The 24,466-nt window shown below is 54.3% G+C and carries 23 protein-coding genes and 1 riboswitch; of the genes, 10 read left to right on the forward strand and 13 right to left on the reverse strand.

Going from position 1 to position 24,466, the window contains the following annotated elements; all coding sequences use genetic code 11:
• The first annotated feature begins 5 nt into the window (after positions 1-5).
• From glnE to glgS, 3 genes are all read left to right on the forward strand, one after another.
• Entirely contained in the window at positions 6-2,858 is a 2,853-nt protein-coding gene (gene glnE / locus GTGU_RS20615; protein ID WP_038161787.1) for a bifunctional [glutamate--ammonia ligase]-adenylyl-L-tyrosine phosphorylase/[glutamate--ammonia-ligase] adenylyltransferase, read from the forward strand.
• Between the two features lie 47 nt (positions 2,859-2,905).
• Positions 2,906-4,339, forward strand: a complete 1,434-nt coding sequence (gene hldE / locus GTGU_RS20620) for a bifunctional D-glycero-beta-D-manno-heptose-7-phosphate kinase/D-glycero-beta-D-manno-heptose 1-phosphate adenylyltransferase HldE (protein ID WP_038161789.1) — start codon at positions 2,906-2,908, stop codon at positions 4,337-4,339.
• A gap of 199 nt (positions 4,340-4,538) precedes the next feature.
• Positions 4,539-4,748: a cell surface composition regulator GlgS gene (glgS, locus tag GTGU_RS20625; protein WP_245609629.1), complete on the forward strand. Its 210-nt coding sequence runs from the start codon at positions 4,539-4,541 to the stop codon at positions 4,746-4,748.
• A 33-nt stretch (positions 4,749-4,781) separates the two neighbouring features.
• Here glgS and ubiK read toward each other — a convergent pair whose 3' ends face one another.
• A complete protein-coding gene (gene ubiK, locus GTGU_RS20630; RefSeq protein WP_038161792.1) occupies positions 4,782-5,066 on the reverse strand; it encodes a ubiquinone biosynthesis accessory factor UbiK in 285 nt (94 codons plus the stop codon).
• 128 nt (positions 5,067-5,194) lie between these two features.
• Positions 5,195-5,342, forward strand: a riboswitch (FMN riboswitch).
• Between the two features lie 108 nt (positions 5,343-5,450).
• On the opposite strand from ubiK, the gene ribB reads away from it, so the two are divergent.
• Positions 5,451-6,104: a 3,4-dihydroxy-2-butanone-4-phosphate synthase gene (gene ribB, locus GTGU_RS20635; protein WP_038161794.1), complete on the forward strand. Its 654-nt coding sequence runs from the start codon at positions 5,451-5,453 to the stop codon at positions 6,102-6,104.
• 54 nt (positions 6,105-6,158) lie between these two features.
• On the opposite strand, the gene GTGU_RS20640 is transcribed toward ribB, so the two are convergent.
• The 5 genes from GTGU_RS20640 to zupT all read right to left on the reverse strand — a co-directional run bounded on the left by GTGU_RS20640 (position 6,159) and on the right by zupT (position 12,322).
• Entirely contained in the window at positions 6,159-7,199 is a 1,041-nt protein-coding gene (locus tag GTGU_RS20640; RefSeq protein ID WP_038161796.1) for a pilus assembly protein, read from the reverse strand.
• 2 nt (positions 7,200-7,201) lie between these two features.
• Positions 7,202-7,936: a fimbrial biogenesis chaperone gene (locus GTGU_RS20645; RefSeq protein ID WP_038161799.1), complete on the reverse strand. Its 735-nt coding sequence runs from the start codon at positions 7,934-7,936 to the stop codon at positions 7,202-7,204.
• A complete protein-coding gene (locus tag GTGU_RS20650) occupies positions 7,923-10,463 on the reverse strand; it encodes a fimbria/pilus outer membrane usher protein (RefSeq protein WP_051857402.1) in 2,541 nt (846 codons plus the stop codon). Before GTGU_RS20650 ends, GTGU_RS20645 begins: the two co-directional genes overlap by 14 nt.
• Before the next feature lie 74 nt (positions 10,464-10,537).
• Positions 10,538-11,119 carry a fimbrial-like protein gene (locus tag GTGU_RS20655; RefSeq protein ID WP_038161801.1) on the reverse strand — a complete coding sequence of 194 codons (582 nt, stop codon included), beginning with the start codon at positions 11,117-11,119 and terminating at the stop codon, positions 10,538-10,540.
• A gap of 429 nt (positions 11,120-11,548) precedes the next feature.
• Positions 11,549-12,322, reverse strand: a complete 774-nt coding sequence (gene zupT / locus GTGU_RS20660; RefSeq protein WP_038161804.1) for a zinc transporter ZupT — start codon at positions 12,320-12,322, stop codon at positions 11,549-11,551.
• 132 nt (positions 12,323-12,454) lie between these two features.
• Here zupT and ygiD point away from each other — a divergent pair, with 132 nt between their 5' ends.
• A complete protein-coding gene (ygiD, locus tag GTGU_RS20665) occupies positions 12,455-13,243 on the forward strand; it encodes a 4,5-DOPA-extradiol-dioxygenase (RefSeq protein ID WP_038161807.1) in 789 nt (262 codons plus the stop codon).
• A gap of 3 nt (positions 13,244-13,246) precedes the next feature.
• On the opposite strand, the gene GTGU_RS20670 is transcribed toward ygiD, so the two are convergent.
• The 3 genes from GTGU_RS20670 to tolC all read right to left on the reverse strand — a co-directional run bounded on the left by GTGU_RS20670 (position 13,247) and on the right by tolC (position 16,713).
• Positions 13,247-14,407 carry a glutathionylspermidine synthase family protein gene (locus tag GTGU_RS20670; RefSeq protein ID WP_038161815.1) on the reverse strand — a complete coding sequence of 387 codons (1,161 nt, stop codon included), beginning with the start codon at positions 14,405-14,407 and terminating at the stop codon, positions 13,247-13,249.
• Between the two features lie 5 nt (positions 14,408-14,412).
• Positions 14,413-15,081 carry a DUF1190 family protein gene (locus tag GTGU_RS20675; protein ID WP_038161818.1) on the reverse strand — a complete coding sequence of 223 codons (669 nt, stop codon included), beginning with the start codon at positions 15,079-15,081 and terminating at the stop codon, positions 14,413-14,415.
• Between the two features lie 141 nt (positions 15,082-15,222).
• Positions 15,223-16,713 carry an outer membrane channel protein TolC gene (gene tolC / locus GTGU_RS20680; protein ID WP_084222821.1) on the reverse strand — a complete coding sequence of 497 codons (1,491 nt, stop codon included), beginning with the start codon at positions 16,711-16,713 and terminating at the stop codon, positions 15,223-15,225.
• A 198-nt stretch (positions 16,714-16,911) separates the two neighbouring features.
• Here tolC and nudF point away from each other — a divergent pair, with 198 nt between their 5' ends.
• Genes nudF through parE form a run of 5 tightly spaced genes read left to right on the forward strand, consistent with a single transcriptional unit; the run spans position 16,912 to position 21,323 of the window.
• A complete protein-coding gene (gene nudF / locus GTGU_RS20685) occupies positions 16,912-17,541 on the forward strand; it encodes an ADP-ribose diphosphatase (RefSeq protein WP_038161831.1) in 630 nt (209 codons plus the stop codon).
• Positions 17,541-17,963: a DUF1249 family protein gene (locus GTGU_RS20690; protein ID WP_038161834.1), complete on the forward strand. Its 423-nt coding sequence runs from the start codon at positions 17,541-17,543 to the stop codon at positions 17,961-17,963. The genes nudF and GTGU_RS20690 overlap by 1 nt, the downstream gene beginning before the upstream one ends.
• A 25-nt stretch (positions 17,964-17,988) precedes the next feature.
• Complete coding sequence (cpdA, locus tag GTGU_RS20695; RefSeq protein ID WP_038161836.1) at positions 17,989-18,816, forward strand: 3',5'-cyclic-AMP phosphodiesterase; 828 nt, start codon at positions 17,989-17,991, stop codon at positions 18,814-18,816.
• 8 nt (positions 18,817-18,824) lie between these two features.
• On the forward strand, positions 18,825-19,400 hold the full coding sequence (yqiA, locus tag GTGU_RS20700; protein ID WP_038161838.1) for an esterase YqiA: 576 nt from the start codon (positions 18,825-18,827) through the stop codon (positions 19,398-19,400).
• A 27-nt stretch (positions 19,401-19,427) separates the two neighbouring features.
• Positions 19,428-21,323 (forward strand): DNA topoisomerase IV subunit B, encoded by a 1,896-nt coding sequence (gene parE, locus GTGU_RS20705; protein WP_038161839.1) that lies wholly within the window; start codon positions 19,428-19,430, stop codon positions 21,321-21,323.
• Between the two features lie 50 nt (positions 21,324-21,373).
• On the opposite strand, the gene GTGU_RS20710 is transcribed toward parE, so the two are convergent.
• The 4 genes from GTGU_RS20710 to qseB form a co-directional block, all read right to left on the reverse strand.
• Positions 21,374-21,688, reverse strand: a complete 315-nt coding sequence (locus tag GTGU_RS20710) for a putative quinol monooxygenase (RefSeq protein WP_038161849.1) — start codon at positions 21,686-21,688, stop codon at positions 21,374-21,376.
• Positions 21,689-21,723: 35 nt separating this feature from the next.
• Positions 21,724-22,305 (reverse strand): NAD(P)H-dependent oxidoreductase, encoded by a 582-nt coding sequence (locus GTGU_RS20715; protein WP_038161852.1) that lies wholly within the window; start codon positions 22,303-22,305, stop codon positions 21,724-21,726.
• 109 nt (positions 22,306-22,414) lie between these two features.
• Positions 22,415-23,764 carry a quorum sensing histidine kinase QseC gene (gene qseC, locus GTGU_RS20720; protein ID WP_038161855.1) on the reverse strand — a complete coding sequence of 450 codons (1,350 nt, stop codon included), beginning with the start codon at positions 23,762-23,764 and terminating at the stop codon, positions 22,415-22,417.
• Positions 23,761-24,420, reverse strand: coding sequence for a quorum sensing response regulator transcription factor QseB (qseB, locus tag GTGU_RS20725; protein ID WP_038161859.1), 660 nt, complete (start codon positions 24,418-24,420; stop codon positions 23,761-23,763). The genes qseC and qseB overlap by 4 nt, the downstream gene beginning before the upstream one ends.
• Positions 24,421-24,466 lie beyond the last annotated feature (46 nt).

Consider the following 24,466-nt stretch of genomic DNA (forward strand, 5'->3'; position numbering starts at 1 on the left):
CTTTTATGATGCCGCTCTCTTCGCCGTTACAGCAACACTGGCTGACCGTTGTGGACAGGTTGCCAGAGGATTTCCCCGTCGCCACGCTCAGCCTGCAGGCGCAGGCCGTGCTGGTATTCAGTGATTTTGTGCAGGACAGTCTGGCGGCGCATCCCGACTGGCTGATGAGCCTGGAAAGCACACCGCCGCAGGCGGGCGAAGAGGCGCATTACGCCACCTGGATGCACGAGGCGCTGGCTGCCGTTCAGGATGAAACCGCACTGATGCGCGAACTGCGGTTGTTTCGCCGTCGCATGATGGTGCGCATCGCCTGGATGCAGACCCTGTCGCTGGTGAGCGAAGAAGAGACGTTACAACAGCTGAGCACACTTGCCGAAACGCTGATCGTCGCCTCGCGTGACTGGCTGTATGAGGCCTGTTGTCGCGAATGGGGAACACCCTGCAATGCTGATGGCGTGCCGCAGCCGCTGCTGATCCTCGGCATGGGTAAACTCGGGGGCGGTGAGCTGAATTTTTCCTCGGATATCGACCTGATTTTTGCCTGGCCTGAGCATGGCTCAACCCGCGGCGGGCGGCGTGAACTGGACAACGCGCAGTTTTTCACCCGTCTCGGACAACGGCTAATCAAAGTACTCGACCAGCCAACGCAGGACGGATTCGTGTACCGTGTTGATATGCGGTTGCGTCCGTTCGGCGACAGCGGCCCGCTGGTGCTGAGTTTTGCCGCGTTTGAAGATTATTATCAGGAGCAGGGGCGCGACTGGGAGCGTTATGCGATGGTCAAAGCGCGTCCGATGGGTGATGCCGATGATGTGAATGCCAGCGAGTTACGGGCGATGCTACGACCATTTGTCTTCCGCCGCTACATCGATTTCAGCGTGATCCAGTCACTGCGCAACATGAAAGGAATGATTGCCCGTGAGGTGCGCCGTCGCGGTCTGAAAGACAACATCAAGCTGGGCGCGGGCGGGATCCGCGAAATCGAGTTCGTTGTGCAGGTATTCCAGTTGATCCGCGGTGGCCGCGAGCCATCGTTACAGTCGCGTTCGTTGTTGGTGACGCTGGAGGCGATTGATGCGCTGCATTTGCTGCCGGAGGGTGATGCGGACCAGTTGCGTGTGGCTTATCTGTTCCTGCGTCGCCTGGAAAACTTGCTGCAAAGCATCAATGACGAACAAACCCAGACATTACCGGCCGATGAACTGAACCGCGCACGACTGGCGTGGGGCATGCATTTCCCGGACTGGGCCGCGCTCGAAGCACAACTTACCGCCCATATGACCGCCGTTCGCCGTATCTTTAACGAGTTGATAGGTGATGACGAAACGCCGTCGCAGGAAGAGACAATCTCGGAACTGTGGCGCGAATTGTGGCAGGACGCGTTGCAGGAAGAGGACACCACGCCCGTGCTGGCGCATCTGTCTGACAGTGATCGCCATCAGGTGGTGGCATTGATCGCCGATTTCCGTAAAGAGCTTGACCGGCGATCTATTGGCCCGCGCGGACGGCAGGTGCTGGATCAACTGATGCCGCATCTGCTGAGTGAAATTTGCAGCCGTGACGATGCGCCGGTGCCGCTGGCGCGCATTACGCCGCTGCTGACCGGCATTGTTACTCGAACCACATATCTTGAGCTACTGAGTGAGTTCCCCGGCGCGCTCAAACATCTGATTTCGCTCTGTGCCTCCTCACCGATGGTCGCCAGCCAGCTTGCGCGTTATCCGCTGCTGCTGGACGAACTGCTCGACCCCGGCACGCTGTATCAGCCGACCGCGACTGACGCCTATCGCGATGACCTGCGCCAGTATCTGCTGCGGGTACCTGAAGAAGATGAAGAACAACAGCTGGAGGCGTTGCGTCAGTTCAAACAGGCGCAGTTGCTGCGTGTGGCGGCGGCCGACATCGCCGGGACGCTGCCGGTAATGAAAGTGAGTGATCACTTAACCTGGCTGGCGGAGGCAATGATTGACGCCGTTGTGCATCAGGCCTGGGTACAAATGGTGGCGCGTTACGGGCAACCGACGCATCTGCATGAGCGCGAAGGCCGCGGTTTTGCTGTGGTGGGTTACGGTAAGCTCGGCGGCTGGGAGCTGGGCTACAGCTCCGATCTTGACCTGGTGTTCCTGCATGATTGCCCGGCGGACGTAATGACCGATGGCGAGCGGGAAATAGATGGTCGTCAGTTCTATCTGCGACTGGCGCAACGCATCATGCATCTTTTCAGCACCCGCACGTCGTCAGGCATTTTGTACGAAGTGGACGCTCGCTTACGTCCGTCCGGCGAGGCAGGCATGCTGGTGACGACCACCGACGCCTTTGCCGATTATCAGAAAAACGAAGCCTGGAGCTGGGAACATCAGGCGCTGGTTCGCGCCCGCGTCGTGTATGGCGATCCAGGGTTACACGCACAGTTCGATGCGATTCGTAAAGAAGTGCTCACTACTGAGCGTGATGGCGAAAAGCTGCAAACAGATGTTCGCGAGATGCGCGAGAAAATGCGTGCTCACCTGGGTAACAAGCACCGCGATCGCTTTGATATTAAAGCTGATGCCGGGGGCATTACCGACATTGAGTTTATCACCCAGTACCTGGTACTGCGCTATGCTCATCTGAAGCCGAAACTGACGCGCTGGTCCGATAACGTCCGCATCCTTGAGCTACTGGCGCAGAACGACATTATGGATGAAGAAGAAGCGATGGCGCTCACCCAGGCATACACCACGCTGCGTGATGAACTGCATCATCTGGCGCTGCAGGAGTCCGCAGGCCATGTGGCGCAGGATGCCTTTAGCATGGAGCGCGCACGCGTCAGCGCCAGCTGGCAGAAGTGGCTGGTGGAGTCGTGCGGTTCAAAGTAAGTGGTGGTATCATCGCGCGCAAATTGTGAATCTTTCAGGAGTCAGGAATGAAAGTAACGCTGCCAGAGTTCGAACGTGCAGGCGTCATGGTCGTCGGGGATGTGATGCTGGATCGTTACTGGTATGGGCCGACCAGCCGTATTTCGCCGGAAGCGCCGGTCCCGGTCGTGAAAGTCGACACTATCGAAGAACGCCCGGGTGGTGCTGCGAACGTGGCCATGAACATCGCCTCGCTCGGCGCTGGCGCGCGTCTGGTCGGGCTGACCGGGATTGACGATGCGGCACGCGCCCTCAGTAAAGCGCTGGCGGACGTCAACGTGAAATGCGATTTCGTTACTGTTCCGACGCATCCTACTATCACTAAACTGCGCGTGCTGTCGCGCAACCAGCAACTGATCCGTCTCGATTTCGAAGAAGGGTTTGCGGATGTTGATCCGCAACCGATGCACGAGCGTATTCAGCAGGCGCTGGGTAACATTGGCGCTCTGGTGCTTTCCGACTACGCCAAAGGGGCATTGAGCAGTGTTCAGTCGATGATCCAACTGGCGCGTAAAGCGGGTGTTCCGGTATTGATCGATCCGAAAGGTACTGATTTTGACCGTTACCGCGGCGCGACGTTGCTGACGCCTAACCTGTCCGAGTTTGAAGCCGTGGTCGGTAAGTGCAAAGACGAAGCGCAAATTGTTGAGCGCGGTATGAAGCTGATTGCCGATTTTGAGTTGGCAGCACTGCTGGTGACTCGCTCTGAGCAGGGCATGACGCTGCTGCAGCCGGGTAAAGAGGCGTTGCATATGCCGACGCAGGCACAGGAAGTGTATGACGTTACCGGTGCAGGCGACACGGTGATTGGCGTGCTGGCGGCAACGCTGGCGGCAGGAAAAACGCTTGAAGAAGCGTGCTACTTTGCCAACGCGGCAGCGGGCGTCGTGGTAGGTAAACTCGGTACCTCGACTGTTTCGCCGATCGAACTGGAAAACGCGGTGCGGGGTCGCGCCGATACAGGTTTTGGCGTGATGACCGAAGACGAACTGAAGCAGGCGGTTATCGCGGCGCGTAAACGTGGCGAGAAAGTGGTGATGACCAACGGCGTATTCGACATTCTGCATGCCGGTCACGTCTCCTATCTGGCGAATGCCCGGAAGCTTGGCGATCGCCTGATTGTGGCAGTGAACAGCGATGCATCCACCAAACGCCTGAAAGGCGAAAGCCGCCCGGTTAACCCGCTGGAACAGCGGATGATTGTGCTGGGCGCGCTGGAGTCGGTCGACTGGGTGGTCTCTTTCGAAGAAGATACGCCGCAGCGCTTGATTGCAGGGATCCTGCCGGATCTGCTGGTAAAAGGCGGCGACTACAAGCCGGAACAGATCGCCGGTAGCGAAGAAGTCTGGGCCAATGGCGGTGAAGTGATGGTGCTGAACTTCGAAGACGGTTGTTCCACCACCAATATCATCAAGAAAATTCAGAAAGACAGCGGTAAATAACGCCGCTGGCAAGGCGGTAAATCGCTAAACACAAGCGCTGGTCATCAACAAACCGTGGTGAATGTGTGGGTTTATGACACAGCGCATAAATTAGCGAATGAATGAGCACGTTTTGCGTACATTTAGCCTAAAGTAAAGATAAATACTGGAAGCAGGAAAAAGCATATAGCCGACTCAGAAACGCATTGACTGAAGGAGTATGCCGATGAACCAAAACGAACTCTACATTTTGAACAATTTCGATTTTATCGCACGTAGCTTTGCCAGAATGCACTCGCTTGGCCAATCGGTTGATCTCGAGGCAGTCACCGGGAATATGGATGAAGCACAGCGAGAGTGGTTTTACATTCGCTACGAATTTTACTGTCAGCAGGCGATGAGAGTGAGATCGCCAGAGGTTGAACACTAAAATAACAACGGGCCGAAAGGCCCGTTATTGTTTTTAGTCCTGTTGTTCCACCGGCGGCGTGACGGCGACTGGCATGCTGGTGCGACTTTCCAGCTCGCTGAGGCGTTGCTCCAGCAGCGCCAGTTTTTCACGCGTGCGCAGCAGCACCTGCGTTTGCACATCAAATTCTTCGCGACTCACCAAATCCAGCCGGGTCAGCTGCGACTGCAGCACCTGACGGATTTTTTTCTCCACATCGTCACCAAAATCACGCAGACCTTTCGGCATCGATTCGTGTACCTGGCGGGCGATTTGCTCAATTTTCTTCGGGTCAATCATCATAGTTTCCCTGATCGTCTCTGTTCTGATGTTCATTGTAGTGCCTGAACGGAAGTCGATAAACCAGAAATACAAATGTTTGAACTCAATGCATTGCCGAGGATAGTCAATCGCGTTATAGTTATCTCGCTTATTCTCAGGGCGGGGCGAAATTCCCCACCGGCGGTAAATCAGCGTACGCTGAAAGCCCGCGAGCGCTCCTGAACGTTCAGGAGGTCAGCAGATCCGGTGTAATTCCGGGGCCGACGGTTAAAGTCCGGATGGGAGAGAGTAACGATCCAGTCGGGTTTGCGCCCGCTCACGTTATTTTTTTTGCCGCTTGTACGGTACTCCTAAGACTGCCCTGATTCTGGTAACCATAAATTTAATGAGGTTTTTATTACCATGAATCAGACGCTACTTTCCTCTTTTGGCACGCCATTCGAACGTGTGGAAAACGCACTGGCCGCACTGCGTGAAGGCCGCGGTGTAATGGTGCTGGATGATGAAGATCGTGAAAACGAAGGTGACATGATTTTCGCCGCTGAAACTATGACCGTTGAACAAATGGCGCTGACCATTCGTCACGGCAGCGGCATCGTTTGTCTGTGCCTGACCGAAGATCGCCGCAAACAGCTCGATCTGCCGATGATGGTTGAGAACAACACCAGTGCTTACGGTACCGGTTTTACTGTTACTATTGAAGCTGCTAAAGGCGTTACCACAGGGGTTTCTGCCGCGGATCGCGTGACTACCGTGCGCGCGGCAATTGCGGATGACGCTAAGCCGTCCGATCTGAACCGTCCTGGCCACGTGTTCCCGCTGCGTGCGCAGCCAGGTGGCGTGCTGACCCGTGGCGGTCACACTGAAGCGACTATCGATCTGGTCACGCTGGCGGGCTTCAAGCCAGCAGGCGTACTGTGTGAACTGACCAATGATGACGGCTCAATGGCGCGCGCGCCGGAGTGCATCAAGTTTGCTGGTGAGCACAATATGGCCGTCGTGACTATCGAAGATCTGGTGGCTTACCGCCAAAAGCACGAACGTAAAGCCAGCTGAAATTAACGCTGCTGCGAAGATGATAAGCCGGGAGATGTCCCGGCTTCTTTGTTTCTAGTGATAGTTGATCTTGATGGTGACCGTTTTACTGAATGGCCCGACGGCAATGTCCTGTGACGGGTTTTTCGTCAGCTCGGCGGTATAGTCATGGGTAAAACGCTCTTCCATCCCTGCAATGAAGGTTTCAAATGGCTGGTACTCATTAAAACGGGTATCAGTGTGCGTGGTATCATCCGCGATGCGCAGCAGAAGACCATTTCCCATATTCAAATGCGTGGCGTCATACAGTGCACCGTCGTTGTCGTAAAAGCTGGTTTCGACGTCAAAGGACTGCGTACAACCTGCGGCCAGATCTTTGGTGGCGGACAGGTGAAATGGCTGCGTTGCTGGCGTGGTTTGTAGTCCACTTCGCGAAAGAATACCGAAATCAACAACCTGATTCTGTGGCTCAAGACTGATATCCACGCTGCAATCGAGAAAAGTGATGTTGTCGAGGCCATCAATGTTAAAACGCAGGTTTTTTGCATCAGGCATCAGGTTCGCCCCACCTTCACCATCAAACTGCACAATATTTATTTTCCCGAAATCAAATTGTTGATCCTGATCCGCAGGCACGGCTTTAAGCTGAATGAAAAGACGAAAGCGCGCGTTGAAGGTAACCTCTTTCTGTGGCGTCACACCGTTACAAGCTGAGTCATAGATGCCATCGTGTCGCTTGTCCAGGCAGGCTCCAGTCGGGATGCCAATATCGGAACCCGTGTAATCCACGCCATTGTAGGTGACGCCAAAGGTAAAGTAAGGGTTATCAAGGATATCGGCATTATTCGTCGCACTCAGCATGAGCCAGGCAAAGAGTGACTCAGAGGGATTTGTGGAAGACCAACTCTGGGCGTTATCGCAATACACCGTGATGTTGATATCCCGGCTTTCCCAAATCTTACTTCCCGGCGGGGCATCCACCGGCACCATGAAGGGCGGTAACGTGACAGTATAATCAGTAGGGCCGCCGAGTACGCGTTGATAACAGTCAACGGCCCAGCCAGGGGCAGAAAACAGGGCGACCAGCAGCGTAAACAGTAGAGCAAGCGTACGCATGATTATTCCTTTTGTGCAGGCTGGCTGTCGCATTCGCGCTGAACGGCGTTGCAACTGATTTTGTAGAGATTCAGTCCGCCGAAATCCCCGATGTAGCCTACCTGAAACTGCGATGGCAGGTTTTTCACCGACAGCGTTTGCTCGCTGAAGGGAACAAGCATCAGGCTGGAGGTGCCTTTCAGCAGTGTTTTTCCGTCAATGCCGACGTACCCGATGGTCATGTGGTAGGGCGTGCTGTTCATGAAGTGCAACCCGTTTTCGGTTCGTGAGAGTTTGATGGATTTCCAGGGCAGCGACTGTCCGGTATTGAGGCGGATAGCTTTTGGCCGCCAGAACAGTTTCAGACGACTTTGCATCGCAATTTGCACGACATTCTGCCCTTCGCTGCGCGGGGGGATCTCTCTGACGTTGTAATAAAACAGTGATTCCCGATCAGACGGCAGCCGGGCAAGCGCAGACAGTCCCATCAGCCTGACTTGCGTCTGCTCGCCCGGCTCAAGCCGAACCAGCGGCGGAACGGTGGAGATATAATCGCGATCTTTCACCCCGGTCTGGTCTTCAATCCAGGATTGCGCGAGATAGGGTAGTGTCGGGCTTTTATTGATCAGACGCAGGGAGAGGCTTTTATCACCCTGGTTGAGGATTAGCCGGGTGCGATCAGGCAAAATGGCCGCGTACGTCAGGCTGGTGGCTGACAAAAAAAGGATCATTCCTTTCGCGATATCAGTCGCTTTCATGGTTTTCTCTGGCCTGGTGAGTGTATCGACACGGCAGGATGAGCGCGCTGTCGAGATTGCTGTGGTTGGGGGGATTCATTTCACAGGTATGTTCGCCCCAGCTTACACTGAGCACACTGTTGTCCTGGATTCCACTCAGGTACACAAAACCGTCGTCCGCAATCAGGCCGATGTCTTTGTGGGTTTTGCTGTCAACGACGGAAACGCCAAGTGGCGGAAACGTGCCATTCTCCAGCCTGACGACGCCCATAATCTGATACCCCTGGCTGGCGTTAAGCGCTTTGTAGCCAATCGCGCCTTCCGTCAGCGTGGTGCGGAACACCGGGCTACTGATATCCACGCCGTCCGGCAGTGTGTTGTTGTTTACCTGTACGGTTGTGGTCTGGTAATTACTGAGCGAGGGGATCACCGCAATGCCAAAAGCATTGGTGACGCTTCGTCCGCGGTTCAGCGCAATACCAGAAACGCCATTGGCGTCGACCATCATGCGGGCGTTATTCCCGTTAGGGCGATCGTGCATTGCCACACCATAACGGGTGGCGGTGATCGCACTGTTCCAGCCCAGATTCATTGAGGAATAGTGATTCGGTTGCACACTGGCGGCGAGGCTCAAACGTCCGGGTGCCGCGTAATGCTGATAGCTTCCTCGTAATGCCGGTTCGCCATCACTGATTTCATCGCTGTCAGCAGAAACGGAGAGGTTCCATGTGTTGTCGCGATCAGAGGAGTCAAAATACGACAGCGACTGCGTGGTGTTATCACCGTAACGCTGCTGGTTGTAGGCCAGGTTTCGACCCGCACTCAACGGCACGGAGAGCGAGAAGTAGTACTGGTTTTCGTCGGTATCATTCCAGCGGGTGCGAGTGACAGCCAGTGAGGCGGAAAGTCCTTTCAGCTCGCCAATGGAAAAGCTGTGGTTGAGGGAAAGTGAGTAGCTGGTATTACTTTCGGCATTCCAGTAGGTATCACGACTGATGTTCAGCCAGGCGCTCATGTCCCAGGGGGCAATGGTCTGACTGAACGACAGCACGTAGCTCTCTTTTTCGTTATCGCTGCCGTTATCGCCTTCGCGGTAGTCGAGGTATTCATTCATCGACACATAGTTTTTGTCAGAGAAACGGTATCCGGCGAATGTTATCTGGCTGTCGGTGGAGTCAAAACGGCGGGCGTAGTTCATACGGTAGCTGTAACCATGCTGGCTGTTATTGCCTGTTTCCTGCGTCAGATTTGCCTGTGACCGCGTGACATCAAAAGAGACCGCACCCAGCATATTAAGGTTAAAACCAATACCGGAGGTGAACGCCTGATAGTCGTCGGCGGTCAGAATGGCGCCGCCGTAGAGCGAAGTGGTGCTCAGCCAACCCCAGGAAAATTCTCCGGTCCAGAACAGCGGGTTATGAACGTCGTTATGGCTGTTTGAGGTGGGTTTCCCGGCGGAGGTTTTGTACCGCAACTGACCCTGGCGGGTCAGAAATGGTACGGATGCCGAACCAACCTGAAAAGTATTGGTTCGGCCATCTTCTTCTTCAATGGTGACATCCATTTGCCCTTGTAGCGTATCGACCATATCAGAAATGGTAAACGGCCCTGGCGTGACGGTGGTCTGGTACAGCACGCGGCCATTCTGCGAAACGGTGACTTTGGCGTTGGTCTGGGCGATGCCCGTGATTTGCGGCGCATAGCCCTGTAAATCCGGCGGCAACATGCTCTCATCGCTTTCGAGTGTCGTTCCGGTGAAATGAAAGGTATCGAAAATATCGGAACTGAGATCGTACTGTCCAAGGGTGAATTTTGATGCCAGCGACGGTAACGGGCGAAAGAGGTAAGTGCGCGCCAGACGACTGTCGGTGTCAGTGCTGTTTCCGCTGACAAAATTCTGGCTGTACTGATAGTCCGAGCGCAAGCGCCATGCGCCCAGATTGACACCCGCTGTACCGTACGCGCTGAAGCTTTGCGTACTGTCGCCGTCATGGGGAGAGTACTGGCTGGCATAAACGTTGTAATCGAGAAGCGCACCGTTAACCCCCTCATCCCAGTATTCCGGCGGAGTCCAGTTTTTCGCGTGGTATTTCATCCATGATTGCGGGGTGGTCAGTGTCAGGCGCATGGTGGATTTATCAAGCTTTGCACTGAACTCCGGTTTATCAATGAGATTAAGACAGGAGGTTTTGCTGTTGAGCTCACGGACAAAGGCGTCATCAAAACCCCACTGCAACAGCAGATCTCGGGTGAGGCAAAGCTGTGTACCGTTTTCCGCTGTTGTTGTCTGCCATTCGACGTTCCATTCGCCGGGTAAGGGATTTTTATTGAGTGTGATCTGAACCAGATAGCGTCCGGGAGAGATGTAGTCTTTCTTTTCAAACTGGCTGAGATCGACATTCTGGCGATCACCGACATCAAGAGCGTCAGTATTAAACTCCACGGCGAGGGACACGGCGGGCATACCCGAGAAAATAAACAGGATAAATACACTGTTTTTGGCAAATGTCGCTAATCTGATGATCAGCGAAAAAAGGGATCTGCGCATGAGTCCATTCTTTTTAAAAGGTATTCTGAAAGCCGGCAAACGGGTCGCCGGCCATTCCAGATACGTAAAAAAGATTATTCGTAATTAAGAATATAATTAGCGATGGCATTAACGTTTCCCGGTGTTGCATCCCCGGTGGCGTCCGGCGTTTTTTCCATACGGGCTTTAAAATTTAATTCCTGGTAGGAATTCAGATTGGGGAAATTAATCGCAACGGCTTCGCCAAGCGTGATCTTTTCATTACCGTCATCAAGAATACGAACGCCAACGTTGGTTGCGCCGCCTTCGTTATCTTCCGCGCTGTTTTTCATCAGGCTGGAGTCGGTGGCGTTGACATTGGCGGAGGAAAACGTGACGTCAACTTTGTTGGTCGTAACGGTTTGCCCGTCGACCTCTTTTGACAGGATGCAGTCCTGAAGATGAATGGTGAAGTCGGTGGCTAATGACATTTTTTCGCTGTTGAGCACGCTGGTGGCGACTTCGCCGAGATCCACTTGCAGATCTTCATCACCTGGTTGAATGGAACATGGGGATTCGATAACCCATCCAGAAAACGTCACCTGACCTGAACCTTGCTCCGGAGCGTCAGGTGCAGCGAAAGCTGTACCCGAAAGGAGTACCGATGTTAATGCTATGACTAATATTTTCCTGCACATTTTGCGTAATCCTTTATAGCTTAAATAAGAAAAACAGTAATAGCGGAATCGTAAAGATTGATACGATAACGTTATTCCGGCGAAGAATAGCACCGTTGAGGAAGTTGTCTTTTTAGCTTTTCTAAGCAAAGGTTGTAGCAAGATTAATATTATATTGGATATGAATGCTTAGGACTGGCATCACAATGATAAAATGCGGGTGAGTTATTATTTACTTCTTCTTTCTGGAGCGTCAAATAAAAATGTCAGAAGATGTATATGGCAGTATATCGTTTAGATAATAGATCGAAAATATTTATAACTTTAATATTCCGGTCTTGCTTTGCTCTCATTATGATAAATAAAGGGCTGCGGTGAAATTAAATTAAACACTTTAATATCAAATGACATGCAAAAGGCGCTGCGGGGAGGTTCGCAGCGCCATGAGATTTAGCCAATGCCCATCGCCTGGAGTGCCACGAGGCTCATGCCCATCACTGACATGCCGCATAACACGCCGTAGCTCGGATTGTTGTGGGGATCGATCTCTTTCGCCAGCGGCATCAGTTCATCAACCGAAAGCGCCACCATAATGCCTGCCACTGCGGCCATGATGGCGGCCATCACTACCGGTGAAACCAGACTTCCGAGGATAAGCCACGCCAGTACGCCGCCGAGAATCTCAGCCATTCCGGAAACACCTGCCCAGAGTATGGCTTTACGTCGGGAGCCGGTCGCGGCATACACTGGCCCGGCGACGGCGAGACCTTCAGGAATATTGTGCAAGGCCACAGCAAAGGCGATGCCAATACCCAGCTCGAGGTTATTGCTGGCGGTAACAAAAGTGGCAATTCCTTCCGGGAAATTGTGCAGACTGATACCCAGAGTCAGCAACACAGCGGTACGGCGCAGATTACGTGGCATCACTGCTTTATCGCCATGCATGAGATCCTGCGGATGCGCGTGCGGCAGAATGCGATCAAGCCCGAAGTAACCAAGCAAGCCGATGATAAACATGCTGTAACCCAGCATTGGCGACATGTTTTCCGTCGCCAGCGCTGCCGGAAGCATCTCCATCAGCGAGATAAGCAGCATGATCCCTGCGGCAAAACCCAGGGAAAATGCCAGCAGGCGATTGGACGGCTTCTGGCCAAGTACACCCAGCAGGGCGCCAATAAAGGTAGCGGCACCAGCTAAAAGGGTCAGGATGAGAGGTACTGACATTTCATTCTCCTGCGACAATATCCGTTCATTCAAACTATTTGATGAAGATCATCACGCTTATCTGAGTTTATCCTTTCCCGAAAAAGGGTAATGTGAAGTTATTACATTGAACTCCCTGCAAAGGATAACACCATGTCTCGTACCCGAATGCCAGCGCTGTTTCTTGGTCACGGCAGCCCGATGAACGTGCTGGAAGATAACCGCTATACCCGCGCCTGGCAACGTCTGGGGGTGGAATTGCCGCGCCCGAAAGCGATCATCGTGGTCTCTGCGCACTGGTTCACGCGTGGTACTGGTGTCACGGCGATGGAAACCCCGAAAACGATCCACGATTTCGGTGGCTTCCCTCAGGCGTTGTACGACACGCATTATCCGGCACCAGGGTCGCCTGAACTGGCTGAGCGTCTGGTGTCGTTGCTGGCGCCAGTCCCCGTCGTGCTGGATAAAGAAGCCTGGGGTTTCGACCACGGCTCCTGGGGCGTGCTGATCAAGATGTACCCGAACGCCGACATTCCGATGGTGCAGCTCAGTATCGACAGCACGAAACCCGCAGCCTGGCATATGGAGATGGGGCGTAAGCTGGCGATGCTGCGTGATGAGGGTATCATGCTGGTAGCGAGCGGCAACGTGGTGCATAACCTGCGTACGGCACGCTGGCATGGCGACAGCTCGCCGTATCCGTGGGCCACGTCGTTTAACGACTACGTGAAAGCCAACCTCGACTGGAAAGGGCCGGTGGAACAGCATCCATTGGTCAATTACATGGCGCATGAAGGCGGTTCTCTTTCTAACCCGACGCCGGATCACTTCCTGCCGCTGCTGTATGTGCTGGGCGCGTGGGATGGTGAAGAACCCATCACGATCCCGGTGGACGGTCTCGAGATGGGCTCATTAAGCATGTTGTCTGTGCAAATTGGCTGATGGTTATTCGACAAAAATGTGGGGATAGAAGCGTGACAGATCCTGGGTGATCAGCGCTCTGTCCTCACGAATGCCGATCCCGGCTGGCTGGTCATTGATAAGCCAGCTGCCAATCAGCGTATAGCTGTCGCCAAATTTCGGTAACTGCCAGAACTGCTGGACGATCATCCCCTCTTCACCGTACGGGCCTTCTACCGCTTCAAGCACACTACCGTTTTCGACGATCGAGACGTTAGCCCCTTCACGCGAGAAGATGGGCTTCACGACGTATTTGTCCATAGGTGGATGATCGTCTTCGGCGAAATAGGCGGGCAGCAGGTTCGGGTGATCGGGGAACATGTCCCACAACAGCGGCAGCAGCGCCTTATTAGAGATGATGCTTTTCCACGCGGGTTCCAGCCAGCGTACGCCAGCGTCTTCCAGCTTGGTGGAAAACATCTCGCGCAGCATAAACTCCCACGGGTAGAGCTTAAACAGGTTGCCAATCACCTGATCCTGAAGATCGGTAAACTGGCCCTTTTCGCCAAGCCCAATGTCGTCAATATAGAGGAATTCTGTCGCGACGCCCGCTTCGTCGGCGCAATCCTGCAGATATTGCACGGTACCACGATCTTCCACCGTATCGCGGCAGCAGGTCATGTGCAGCAACTGGAAACCAAACTGTTCACGCAGTTCGGCAAAACGTTCGATGAGCTTTTCCTGCAGGCTGTTGAACTGATCGCTCCCGGCAGGCAGGTTGCCGGCATTGATTTGATCTTCCAGCCAGATCCACTGGAAAAATGCCGCTTCATACAGTGAGGTGGGGGTGTCGGCGTTGTTCTCTAAAAGCTTTGGTTCGCCCACGCCATCCCACGCCAGGTCCAGACGCGAATAGAGCGAGGGTTGATGGGTTTGCCATGACTGACGAACAAACCCCCAGGTATGTTTGGGAATGCGGAACTTCGCCATCAGCGCGTCGCTGGCAATCACTTTATCAACCACCTGCAAACACATCTGATGCAGCTCGGCAGTCACATCTTCAAGCTTTTCTACCTGTGCCAGAGTGAGTTTGTAGTAAGCCTCTTCACACCAGTACGGTTCGCCGTACATGGTGTGAAAATTGAAACCGAACTCAGTGGCTTTCTCACGCCAGTTCGGGCGCTCGATGATACTGACTCTTTCCATGTCGTTTAGCCGCCCATTGAACGTGAGGACGTGCCGGACGCGCTGCGCTGCATCGTCGCCTGCTTCGCGACGGATTCACCAAAGCCGCCACGGGTGACCGTGGAGGTGGTGGCCGGTTTCGGCGCCATCGCCGTTTTAGGAACAGTCATTGTACGGCCCGGTTGTGCGGCACCATAGTTTTTGCCACTGGCATCGGTGTATTTACCATATGCCGGGCTGGCCGGGTTTCTTGAGCTGAACAGCGGTTGCTGCTGGAAACCTGCGCCGCCGCTCATCAGGCGCCCCATCATATAACCGGCCATCAGCGGCATCCAGAAACTTCCGCTGCTTTGCGCCTGCGCCTGGTTTTCTGGCGCCATGCCTGCCTGTGCCGGTGTTTGCTGGCACTGGCCTTCGCCGAATTCAGCGACACAGTCTTCGCGAGTGGCATATTTGGGCGCCGTGCGTTCCGCTTCTTTCAGGGCGTTAGTGTACGCCGTGGTACATTCCGCGCTCTTGCCCGGGTTTGCCGCCGAGCAATCGTCCGCGTTTTGATACAGCGAAACTGTCTCGTCAGCTTTTTCGCAGCCTGCCAGCATAAAAACAGCCGTAACAGCCAGCGCGACGGGAGTCAGATGGCGTGCACTCCAGCTTTTGCGGAATGACGCATGATTGATTGTTTTTGTCCGTTTCATTTTAGTCTTCCAGGACCCAGTGGTAGTGGTCAAGGATAGAGGATGAGTGGTTGAAATTGAAGCGACAGGTATGGCAGAGAGAGGATCTTTACGTTGCCTTACATATACCCGGCGCACAAGCGGCGCCGGGTACAGGCAAGCTTAATTGCGGAACGGGTTTGCCGTCTTGCTGCCGGACGTCGTACGCGTCGCGGCAGGTTGTACCGCTGGCGCTGCGTTGTCGGCACTGTAGCCGTCAGCGCTAGCGTCCTGCTGCGGGTTTTCCGGTGCCACCGATTCCGGGGTGGTAGAGATTGGTTTACCTAGTGCATTGTTCAGCGCGACCAGATCCTGCTCATTCAGCGTACCGAGCGCGGATTTGATGTTCAGCTGGTTAATCAAATAGTTATAACGTGCGCTGGAGAGTTGCTGTTTCGCGTTATACAGCGTCGTAGTGGCATCCAGCACATCAACAATGGTACGAGTACCTACCGAGTAACCAGCTTCCATCGCATCTAACGAGCTTTGGGCAGACACGACGGCCTGTTTATAGGCGTTGATGCTGCTGATAGAAGCATTGATGTTATTAAAGGAAGAACGCACGGTCTGTACGACGCTGCGATGCGCGCTTTCCAGCTGTTCGCTGGCGCCGACGAAGTTGTACTGCGCCTGTTTCACCTGAGAGTTGACCATCCCGCCCTGGTAAAGCGGCAGAGAGAAGTTCAGGCCGATTTTGTTCTGACCGATGTTGCTGTCGTCATAACGGGAGGCGTTGGCGCCACCGGTGCTTGAACCGCTGTAGGAAGTGTCAGACACGGCGGTAGACGCGCTTAAACTCAGGGTTGGCAGATGGCCGTCCTGAGCGAGGCGAATTTGCTCACGCGCCAGATCCTGGCTTAAACGTGCCTGCAGCAGCGACAGGTTGCGATTTTCCGCTTCCTTCAGCAGCGCGTTGACTGCGTTTGGCTTGTCGGTTTTGAAGCTGTCAACGTTCAGGGAAGCCAGTTCCGGGTAGTAATTACCGGTTACCTGACGCAGCTGTTCAACAGCGTTGTCGAGGTTGTTACGGGCAGTGACTTCGTTGGCCAGTACGTTGTCGTACTGCGAACGGGCGTTCTGCACGTCAGTGATAGCGACCAGGCCCACGTTAAAGCGCTGAGTGGTTTGATCCAACTGGCGGTAAATCGCCTGTTTCTGCGCTTCAGTGTAGGAGAGTGAATCAATGGCGCTCAGGACGTTGAAGTAAGCCGTCGCGGTATTCAGGATCAGCGTTTGCTGGTCAGTCTGATAGGTGACATCCTGAATGCCGGCTGATTTTTCCTGCAGTGAGAGCTGACGCCATTTCGACATGTCAAACAGCGTCTGGGTCAGTGACAAAGACGCACTGGTGGCGTTAGAGTTAACGCCGTTTTGATCACGGTAACCGTTGCTGTACTCATAGTCCGCACCAAGACCCAGTTGAGGAAGCAGTGGGCTGCGCGCTTCGTTAATCTTCTCGAATGCAGCATCGCGATCGGCTGCTGATTTACGCAGGTCAGGGTTGCTGACACGAGCCTGCTGATACACTTGAAGCAGGTTTTCCGCCTGGCTCATTGCGCTGAAACCAGACAGGCTCAGGCCGATAAGGATAGGGAGCAATTTCTTCATTTGCATTCCTTGTTGTGAAGCATTTAGCGCTGATCTAATTCAAAAAAAATGTTCGCCGATTGTACCAGAGTCTGCCATTCGAAAAAGTTGGCGTAATGTGCCATCTGGCGTTAATTTGCACCAATCTATCATATGGTCAGTAAAACAGTAGCCAAACTGACTTTAAATCCATAATTTCGCCACAATCACTGACAGGACCGAATAATGACTCAGCCTCATGAACAGGCCGTTACTTTCTCCAAAAAAGATGTAGAAATTATTGCACGTGAATCGCTTTACCGCGGTTTTTTTTCGCTTGATCTTTATCGTTTTCGCCACCGTTTGTTCAATGGCGAAATGAGCGGTGAAGTGACGCGAGAAATTTTTGAGCGCGGCCATGCGGCAGTCTTGCTACCCTTTGACCCAGTACGTGATGAAGTCGTGCTCGTTGAGCAAATCCGTATTGCGGCCTATGACACCAGCGAGACCCCATGGTTGCTCGAGATGGTTGCCGGTATGATAGAAGAGGGCGAAACGGTGGAAGATGTCGCCCGCCGCGAAGCGGTCGAAGAGGCCGGACTGATTGTGGGTCGCACCCGCCCGGTGTTGAGCTATCTGGCAAGTCCGGGGGGGACCAGCGAGCGCCTGTCGATTTTAGTGGGCGAAGTGGACGCCTCAACCGCGAGTGGCATTCACGGTCTGGCTGATGAAAACGAAGACATTCGGGTTCATGTGGTAAGTCGGGAACAGGCTTACCAGTGGGTAGAAGAGGGGAAAATCGACAACGCAGCGTCTGTCATCGCTCTGCAATGGCTGCAACTGCATTATCAGGCTTTACGAAACGAGTGGAAATAATGAAGCGTTATACACCTGACTTTCCAGAAATGATGCGCCTGTGCGAGACTAATTTTGCACATTTGCGCCGCCTGCTGCCTCGTACAGACGCACCCGGCGAAACGGTGAGCTATCAGGTGGCGAATGCGCAATATCGGTTAACGATAACCGAGACCACCCGCTACACTACACTGGTGGAAATTGAACAGACGGCACCCGCGATAAGCTACTGGAGCCTGCCGTCAATGACCGTGCGGCTTTATCATGATGCGATGGTGGCTGAAGTGTGTTCAAGCCAGCAGATCTTTCGCTTCAAAGCACGGTATGATTACCCGAATAAGAAGTTGCATCAACGCGACGAAAAGCATCAAATCAATCAGTTTCTCGCTGATTGGCTGCGATATTGTTTAGCACATGGAGCGATGGCGATTCCGGTTTACTAAGCGTCGTGAAACCTAAGGACACCATTTGGAAAGCCTGTTAAACCTTCCTCTGGCTGGTGGGGCCAGGGTCAGGATATTACAAATTACAGATACTCACCTGTTTGCTGAGAAACATGAAACGCTGTTGGGAGTGAATACCTGGGAAAGTTACCAGGCGGTACTGGAGGCTATCTGTGCCTCACAGCGTGAATGTGATCTGATTGTAGCAACAGGGGATTTGGCGCAGGATCACTCTTCCGCGGCCTACCAGCATTTCGCTGAAGGCATCGCGGGCTTTGCCGCACCTTGTGTCTGGTTGCCGGGAAATCATGATTTCCAGCCAGCGATGTACAGCACCTTACAGGATGCCGGCATCTCTCCCGCAAAGCGTGTACTGGTGGGCGACCACTGGCAGATCCTCATGCTCGACAGCCAGGTATTTGGCGTCCCGCATGGCGAACTGAGCGACTTCCAGCTTGAATGGCTGGAGCAGAAGCTCGCGGACTCTGCCGAACGCTACACGTTGCTGCTGTTGCATCATCATCCTCTGCCGTCGGGTTGTAGCTGGCTTGATCAACATAGCCTGCGTAATGCCGGGGCGCTGGATCAGGTGCTGAGTGCGTATCCGCGGGTCAAAAATCTGCTCTGCGGGCATATTCATCAGGAAATGGACGTTGACTGGAACGGGCGGCGGATGATGGCAACGCCATCCACCTGCGTGCAGTTTAAACCGCACTGCGCTAATTTTACGCTCGACACTATCGCGCCGGGCTGGCGCTGGATCGAGTTGTGTCCTGACGGCTCGCTGACCACGGAAGTTTGTCGACTCGAAGCGGCGCAGTTCCGTCCCGATACCGCGTCGGAAGGGTATTAAGGTTTCGCATGTCTACGCTTCTTTACTTGCACGGTTTCAACAGTTCGCCTCGCTCAGAGAAAGCGACGGCCATGAAAGACTGGCTGGCACAGGCGCATCCTGAAATAAATATGGTTATCCCACAGTTACCTGCGTTTCCGGCGGAAGCAGCCGAACTGCTGGAAGGGTTAGTGCTGGAACTCGGCGGCGAGCCGCTGGGTGTGGTCGGCTCGTCTCTCGGCGGCTATTATGCCACCTGGTTGTCGCAATGCTTTATGCTGCCCGCCGTGGTGGTTAATCCGGCGATTAAACCCTTTGAACTCTTGCTAAACTATCTCGGTCAGAATGAGAATCCCTACACCGGGGAACAATATGTGCTAGAGTCACGCCATATTTACGATCTCAAAGTGATGCAGATCGACCCGCTGGAGGCGCCGGATCTTATCTGGCTACTGCAACAGACGGGTGACGAAGTGCTTGATTACCGCCAGGCCGTTGAGTATTACGCCTCCTGCCGTCAGACGCTGGAGGAGGGCGGTAACCACGCATTTATTGGCTTCGAAGATCATTTCACACAGATTATCGATTTCCTGGGTTTGCATTAAGCAAACTGAACTATCTACGAACAGATCATGACGCAATCTTCATATAACGCTGATGCCATTGAGGTACTCACCGGGCTAGAGCCGGTCCGCCGCCGCCCGGGGATGTATACCGACACCACTCGTCCTAACCATTTAGGGCAGGAAGTCATTGATAACAGCGTCGACGAAGCGCTGGCGGGCCACGCAAAACGCGTGGAAGTTATTCTGCATGCCGATCAGTCGCTGGAAGTCATCGACGACGGTCGCGGCATGCCAGTGGATATCCACCCGGAAGAAGGTGTTCCTGCGGTGGAGTTGATCCTCTGCCGGCTGCATGCAGGCGGTAAGTTCTCCAACAAAAACTACCAGTTCTCCGGCGGCCTTCACGGCGTGGGGATCTCCGTGGTAAATGCCCTGTCAAAACGCGTTGAAGTGAATGTGCGCCGCGACGCGCAGGTTTACAGCATCGCCTTTGAAAACGGCGAAAAAGTTGAAGATTTGCACGTTACCGGCACCTGCGGCAAACGCAACACCGGGACCAGCGTACATTTCTGGCCGGACGAAAGTTTCTTCGACAGCCCGCGCTTTTCCGTTTCCCGCCTCACGCACCTGCTGAAAGCCAAAGCCGTGCTGTGCCCGGGTGTCGAAATCGTTTTCAAAGATAACGTCAATAACACCGAGCAAACCTGGCGCTACGAAGACGGTCTGACCGACTATCTTAGTGAAGCGGTTAATGGTCTGCCGCTGTTGCCTGAAAAGCCGTTCGTCGGTAATTTTGAAGGCGACACCGAAGCGGTGGACTGGGCGCTGCTGTGGTTACCGGAGGGCGGCGAACTGCTGACCGAAAGCTACGTCAACCTGATCCCCACCATGCAGGGCGGTACCCACGTCAACGGTCTGCGTCAGGGGCTGCTTGATGCGATGCGCGAGTTCTGCGAATACCGCAACATTCTGCCGCGCGGTGTGAAACTATCGGCAGAAGATATCTGGGATCGCTGCGCTTACGTGCTGTCAGTGAAAATGCAGGATCCGCAGTTCGCCGGGCAGACGAAAGAGCGTCTCTCTTCGCGTCAGTGTGCGGCCTTTGTGTCAGGGGTGGTGAAAGATGCCTTCAGCCTGTGGCTGAACCAGAACGTCCAGGCCGCAGAGCTGCTGGCCGAAATGGCGATTTCCAGCGCCCAGCGTCGTCTGCGTGCGGCGAAGAAAGTGGTACGTAAAAAACTGACCAGCGGCCCGGCGCTGCCAGGCAAACTGGCGGATTGCACCGCGCAGGATCTCAACCGCACTGAACTCTTCCTGGTGGAAGGTGACTCGGCAGGCGGTTCCGCCAAGCAGGCGCGCGATCGTGAATATCAGGCGATCATGCCGCTCAAAGGTAAGATCCTCAATACATGGGAAGTCTCTTCCGACGAAGTGCTGGCCTCGCAGGAGGTGCATGACATCTCTGTGGCAATCGGCATCGATCCTGACAGCGATGATCTCAGCCAGCTGCGCTACGGTAAAATTTGTATCCTCGCGGATGCGGACTCCGATGGTTTGCATATCGCCACGCTGCTGTGCGCGCTGTTTGTGCGCCACTTCCGCACACTGGTGAAAGAGGGTCACGTTTACGTCGCACTGCCGCCGCTTTACCGTATTGATCTCGGCAAAGAGGTTTATTACGCGCTGACGGAAGAAGAGAAAGCGGGCGTGCTCGAACAGCTCAAACGCAAAAAGGGCAAACCGAACGTGCAGCGCTTTAAAGGGCTGGGCGAGATGAACCCAATGCAGTTGCGTGAAACCACGCTTGATCCGAACACCCGTCGGCTGGTGCAGTTGATCATCACCGACGAAGATGAACAACAGACCACCGCCATGATGGATATGCTGCTGGCTAAAAAACGGTCGGAAGATCGCCGTAACTGGCTGCAGGAAAAAGGCGATATGGCGGATATCGAAGCGTAACAAAAGGCCCGGTAGCGTTTACGCGTACCGGGCCAGCAAAGTCACAGGGATTAAACCCCGTTTTCGAGAATACGGATATGGCTTTCGAGCACGTCCGCTTTAACCGCTTCACTCCACGCTTTCATGTGCGGAGTCTGCAGATGCGCTTCAAGATGCGCCACCGTCTCCCACAGTTCCACCATCACGATAGAATCCGGGGCTGTCGCCTGAAAGCTGACGCCGGCAGCATGATCGACCATCGGCGCATAGCCGTGACAGCCTTCTTCTTTTAGCACGGTCGGAATAATTTTCGCGAACTCATCCAGCACTGCCTGACGATGGTGTTGCCCTGGACGGGTGCGGATTTCTGCAATCACTGTCAACATGGTTAACTCAACTCCTTTGTTTTACCTGCGTCTAGTTAACCAAAAATCTCCGTCAGATGCTTGCGATATTCTGCGATATACGTGGGGACGTCAGGCATTTTAATCACGTCGTGAACGATAAACGTCGGCAATGCTTCCATTCCGAGGAATTGATTAGCTTTATGGAACGGCAGGTAAACACCGTCAACGCCAACACCGTGGAAGAACTGCGCTTCGTCAGAAAACGCTTCAGCAGGTGCGTTCCAGGTGAGCGACAGCATGTATTTTTTGCCCTGAATCAGACCGCCGGAACCGTATTTTTTGCTGGCGTCAGAACGGGTACGGCCATCACTGGCATACAGGGAACCATGACCTTCGGTGAAGACATCATCGATGTACTTTTTGACTGTCCATGGCGCGCCCATCCACCATCCCGGCATCTGCCAGATAATGACGTCAGCCCAGAGGAATTTTTGTACCTCTTCTTTGATGTCATAGTCGCTGTCAGCACGAACGACTTTAACATCATGCCCGGCGTCGCGCAGAACGCCGTCCGCGACCTCGGTCAGGGTGTCATTTAACTGGCCGTTGGAATGGGCGAATTTTTTCGCACCGTTAATAATCAAAATGTTGCTCATGTTTGGTCCCCAATATAACGAGTTTGGCAGTGATAATACGCGAACTAACGAAAGGGGAAAATGAGCAAAATGTGCAAAGTCTTTTGCGCTGAGTGCAATAATTAGCCGTTTACCACGACACGCACGCGATAAATCCCCCTTCCGGCGCATTGTCAAAGGTAACCGACATCTGGTGCAGTGCGGCAATGCGACGAACAATAGACAACCCGAGTCCGCTACCGGTTTGATCTTGTCCCGGCGGGCGATAGAAACGCTCGCCAATGCGCGCCAGCGCCTCTTCACTCACGCCAGGGCCGTTATCGCGAACGGTAAACTGGCAGGCGCTGAGGGTAACATCGACATGGCTACCGCGGGGGCTGTAGCGAATGGCGTTATCAAGCAGGTTCCGCACCAGCAGGCTGAGCAGCAGAGGCTGTCCGGGATGCACCACGCCCTGCGCTTCAGTGTGCAGACGCACGTCGATGCCGGCAGTCTGCGCGCAAGCGTAAATATCAATCACCGCCGATTGCAGCAGATCTTCCATCGGGACTGGCGTGATGTCATCGGGCTGCGATAGCGAATCAAGGCGCGACAGCGTCAGTAACTGTTCGACCAGTCTTGATGCGCGATCGATGCCGGTGTGCAACTGGGCGAGCGCCTTTTCCCGGGCGTCAGGATCGTCCACCGAGAGTTGCGCCACTTCGGTCTGGACTTTCAGCGCCGTCAGTGGGCTGCGCAGTTCGTGTGCGGCGTCAGAGGTGAAGCGGCGTTCGCGCACTACCATATTATGCGTCCGCTGAAATAACTGATTCAGCGCATCCACCAGTGGACGCACTTCGCTGGGAACCCCTTCTGTGCCGATGGGCTCAGCCGATTCCGGCGAGCGCAATTGCAGCGAACGGGTGATCCTTTTCAGCGGCGACAGTTCACGGCTCAGCAGCACGAACAGCAGAATGAGCATCAGTGGCAGCGCAATCAACCAGGGTGTCAGCTGCGAGGTGATGATATCCAGCGCCATCTCCTGGCGGTAATCCCACTCCTGACCGACGGCGATGCGATGTTGCCCGTCGCGCGTCGTCAGCCAGAGAAAACGCCATGCGTCGTCATCGTCCTTCAGTTGACCATCGTTGAAGCCATCGCGACGATAGTCATAAAGAATGTCGCGCCCGTTTTCGCCGTCGTCGAGCAGACGTTTGCCGTCGGCGGTGAAAATGGCAAAAGCCAGCGCGTCATCATCCAGATGACCGTGCTTGATTTTTTTACGCTCCGCCACTGTCGGGGTAAGTGAATGCACACTTGCAAAATCCATCGCGCTGAGGCGTTTGGCGAACAGCATTTGCTGGGTGTCGAACAGCTTGTCGAGTTTTTCTGAGGTTTGTTGCCAGGCGAAAAAGCTGGCACAGCCCCAGGCAATGAGCGTCAGTAGTAAAAACAGCAGGGTCAGCCGCAGACGGAGGCTGAGCTGGCGAATCAGAATCATACATCACCTAAGGTGTAACCGATGCCGTGCACCGTGCGAATAAAATCAGTACCGAGCTTGCGGCGAAGATGGTGAACATGGACTTCTACGGCGTTGCTCGACACGTCGTCATCCCAGTTATACAGCTTCTCTTCAATGAGCTTACGCGGAAGCACGCGACCGGCGTTGCGTAGCAGCAACTCCAGCAGGGCAAACTCTTTTGGTTTGAGCGCCAGCGGCTCACCGGATAACGTCGCTGTCCGTTTTCCCGGATCGAGCGTGACCGCGCCGTGACGAAGTTCATTGCTCGACTGACCATGCGAACGACGAATCAGCGCTTCGAGGCGAGCCGCCACTTCAATCAGCGCAAAAGGTTTGCACAGGTAGTCATCGGCGCCGAGACGTAACCCTTCCACGCGCTGCGACAGCGCATCGCGGGCGGTGAGGATCAGCACTGGTTCACTGTGGCCCTTATCGCGCCATTCGCGCAGGATATCCAGCCCGTCAATACCAGGCAGGGAGAGATCGAGGATCACCGCATCGTACGGCGCGACGTACAACGCGGCTTTGCCTTCGTCGCCGCGGGTGAACCAGTCGAGGCTGAAGCCCATTTTGCTCAGACCCGCTTTAAGTCCATCGCCAATAAGTTTGTCGTCTTCTACCAGTAAAATGCGCATAAGATCGTCCTTGTACAGCGTTTATGCTCTCAGTAAACCCGGCAGA

It is taken from the genome of Trabulsiella guamensis ATCC 49490 (genome assembly GCF_000734965.1).
Taxonomy (GTDB): domain Bacteria; phylum Pseudomonadota; class Gammaproteobacteria; order Enterobacterales; family Enterobacteriaceae; genus Trabulsiella; species Trabulsiella guamensis.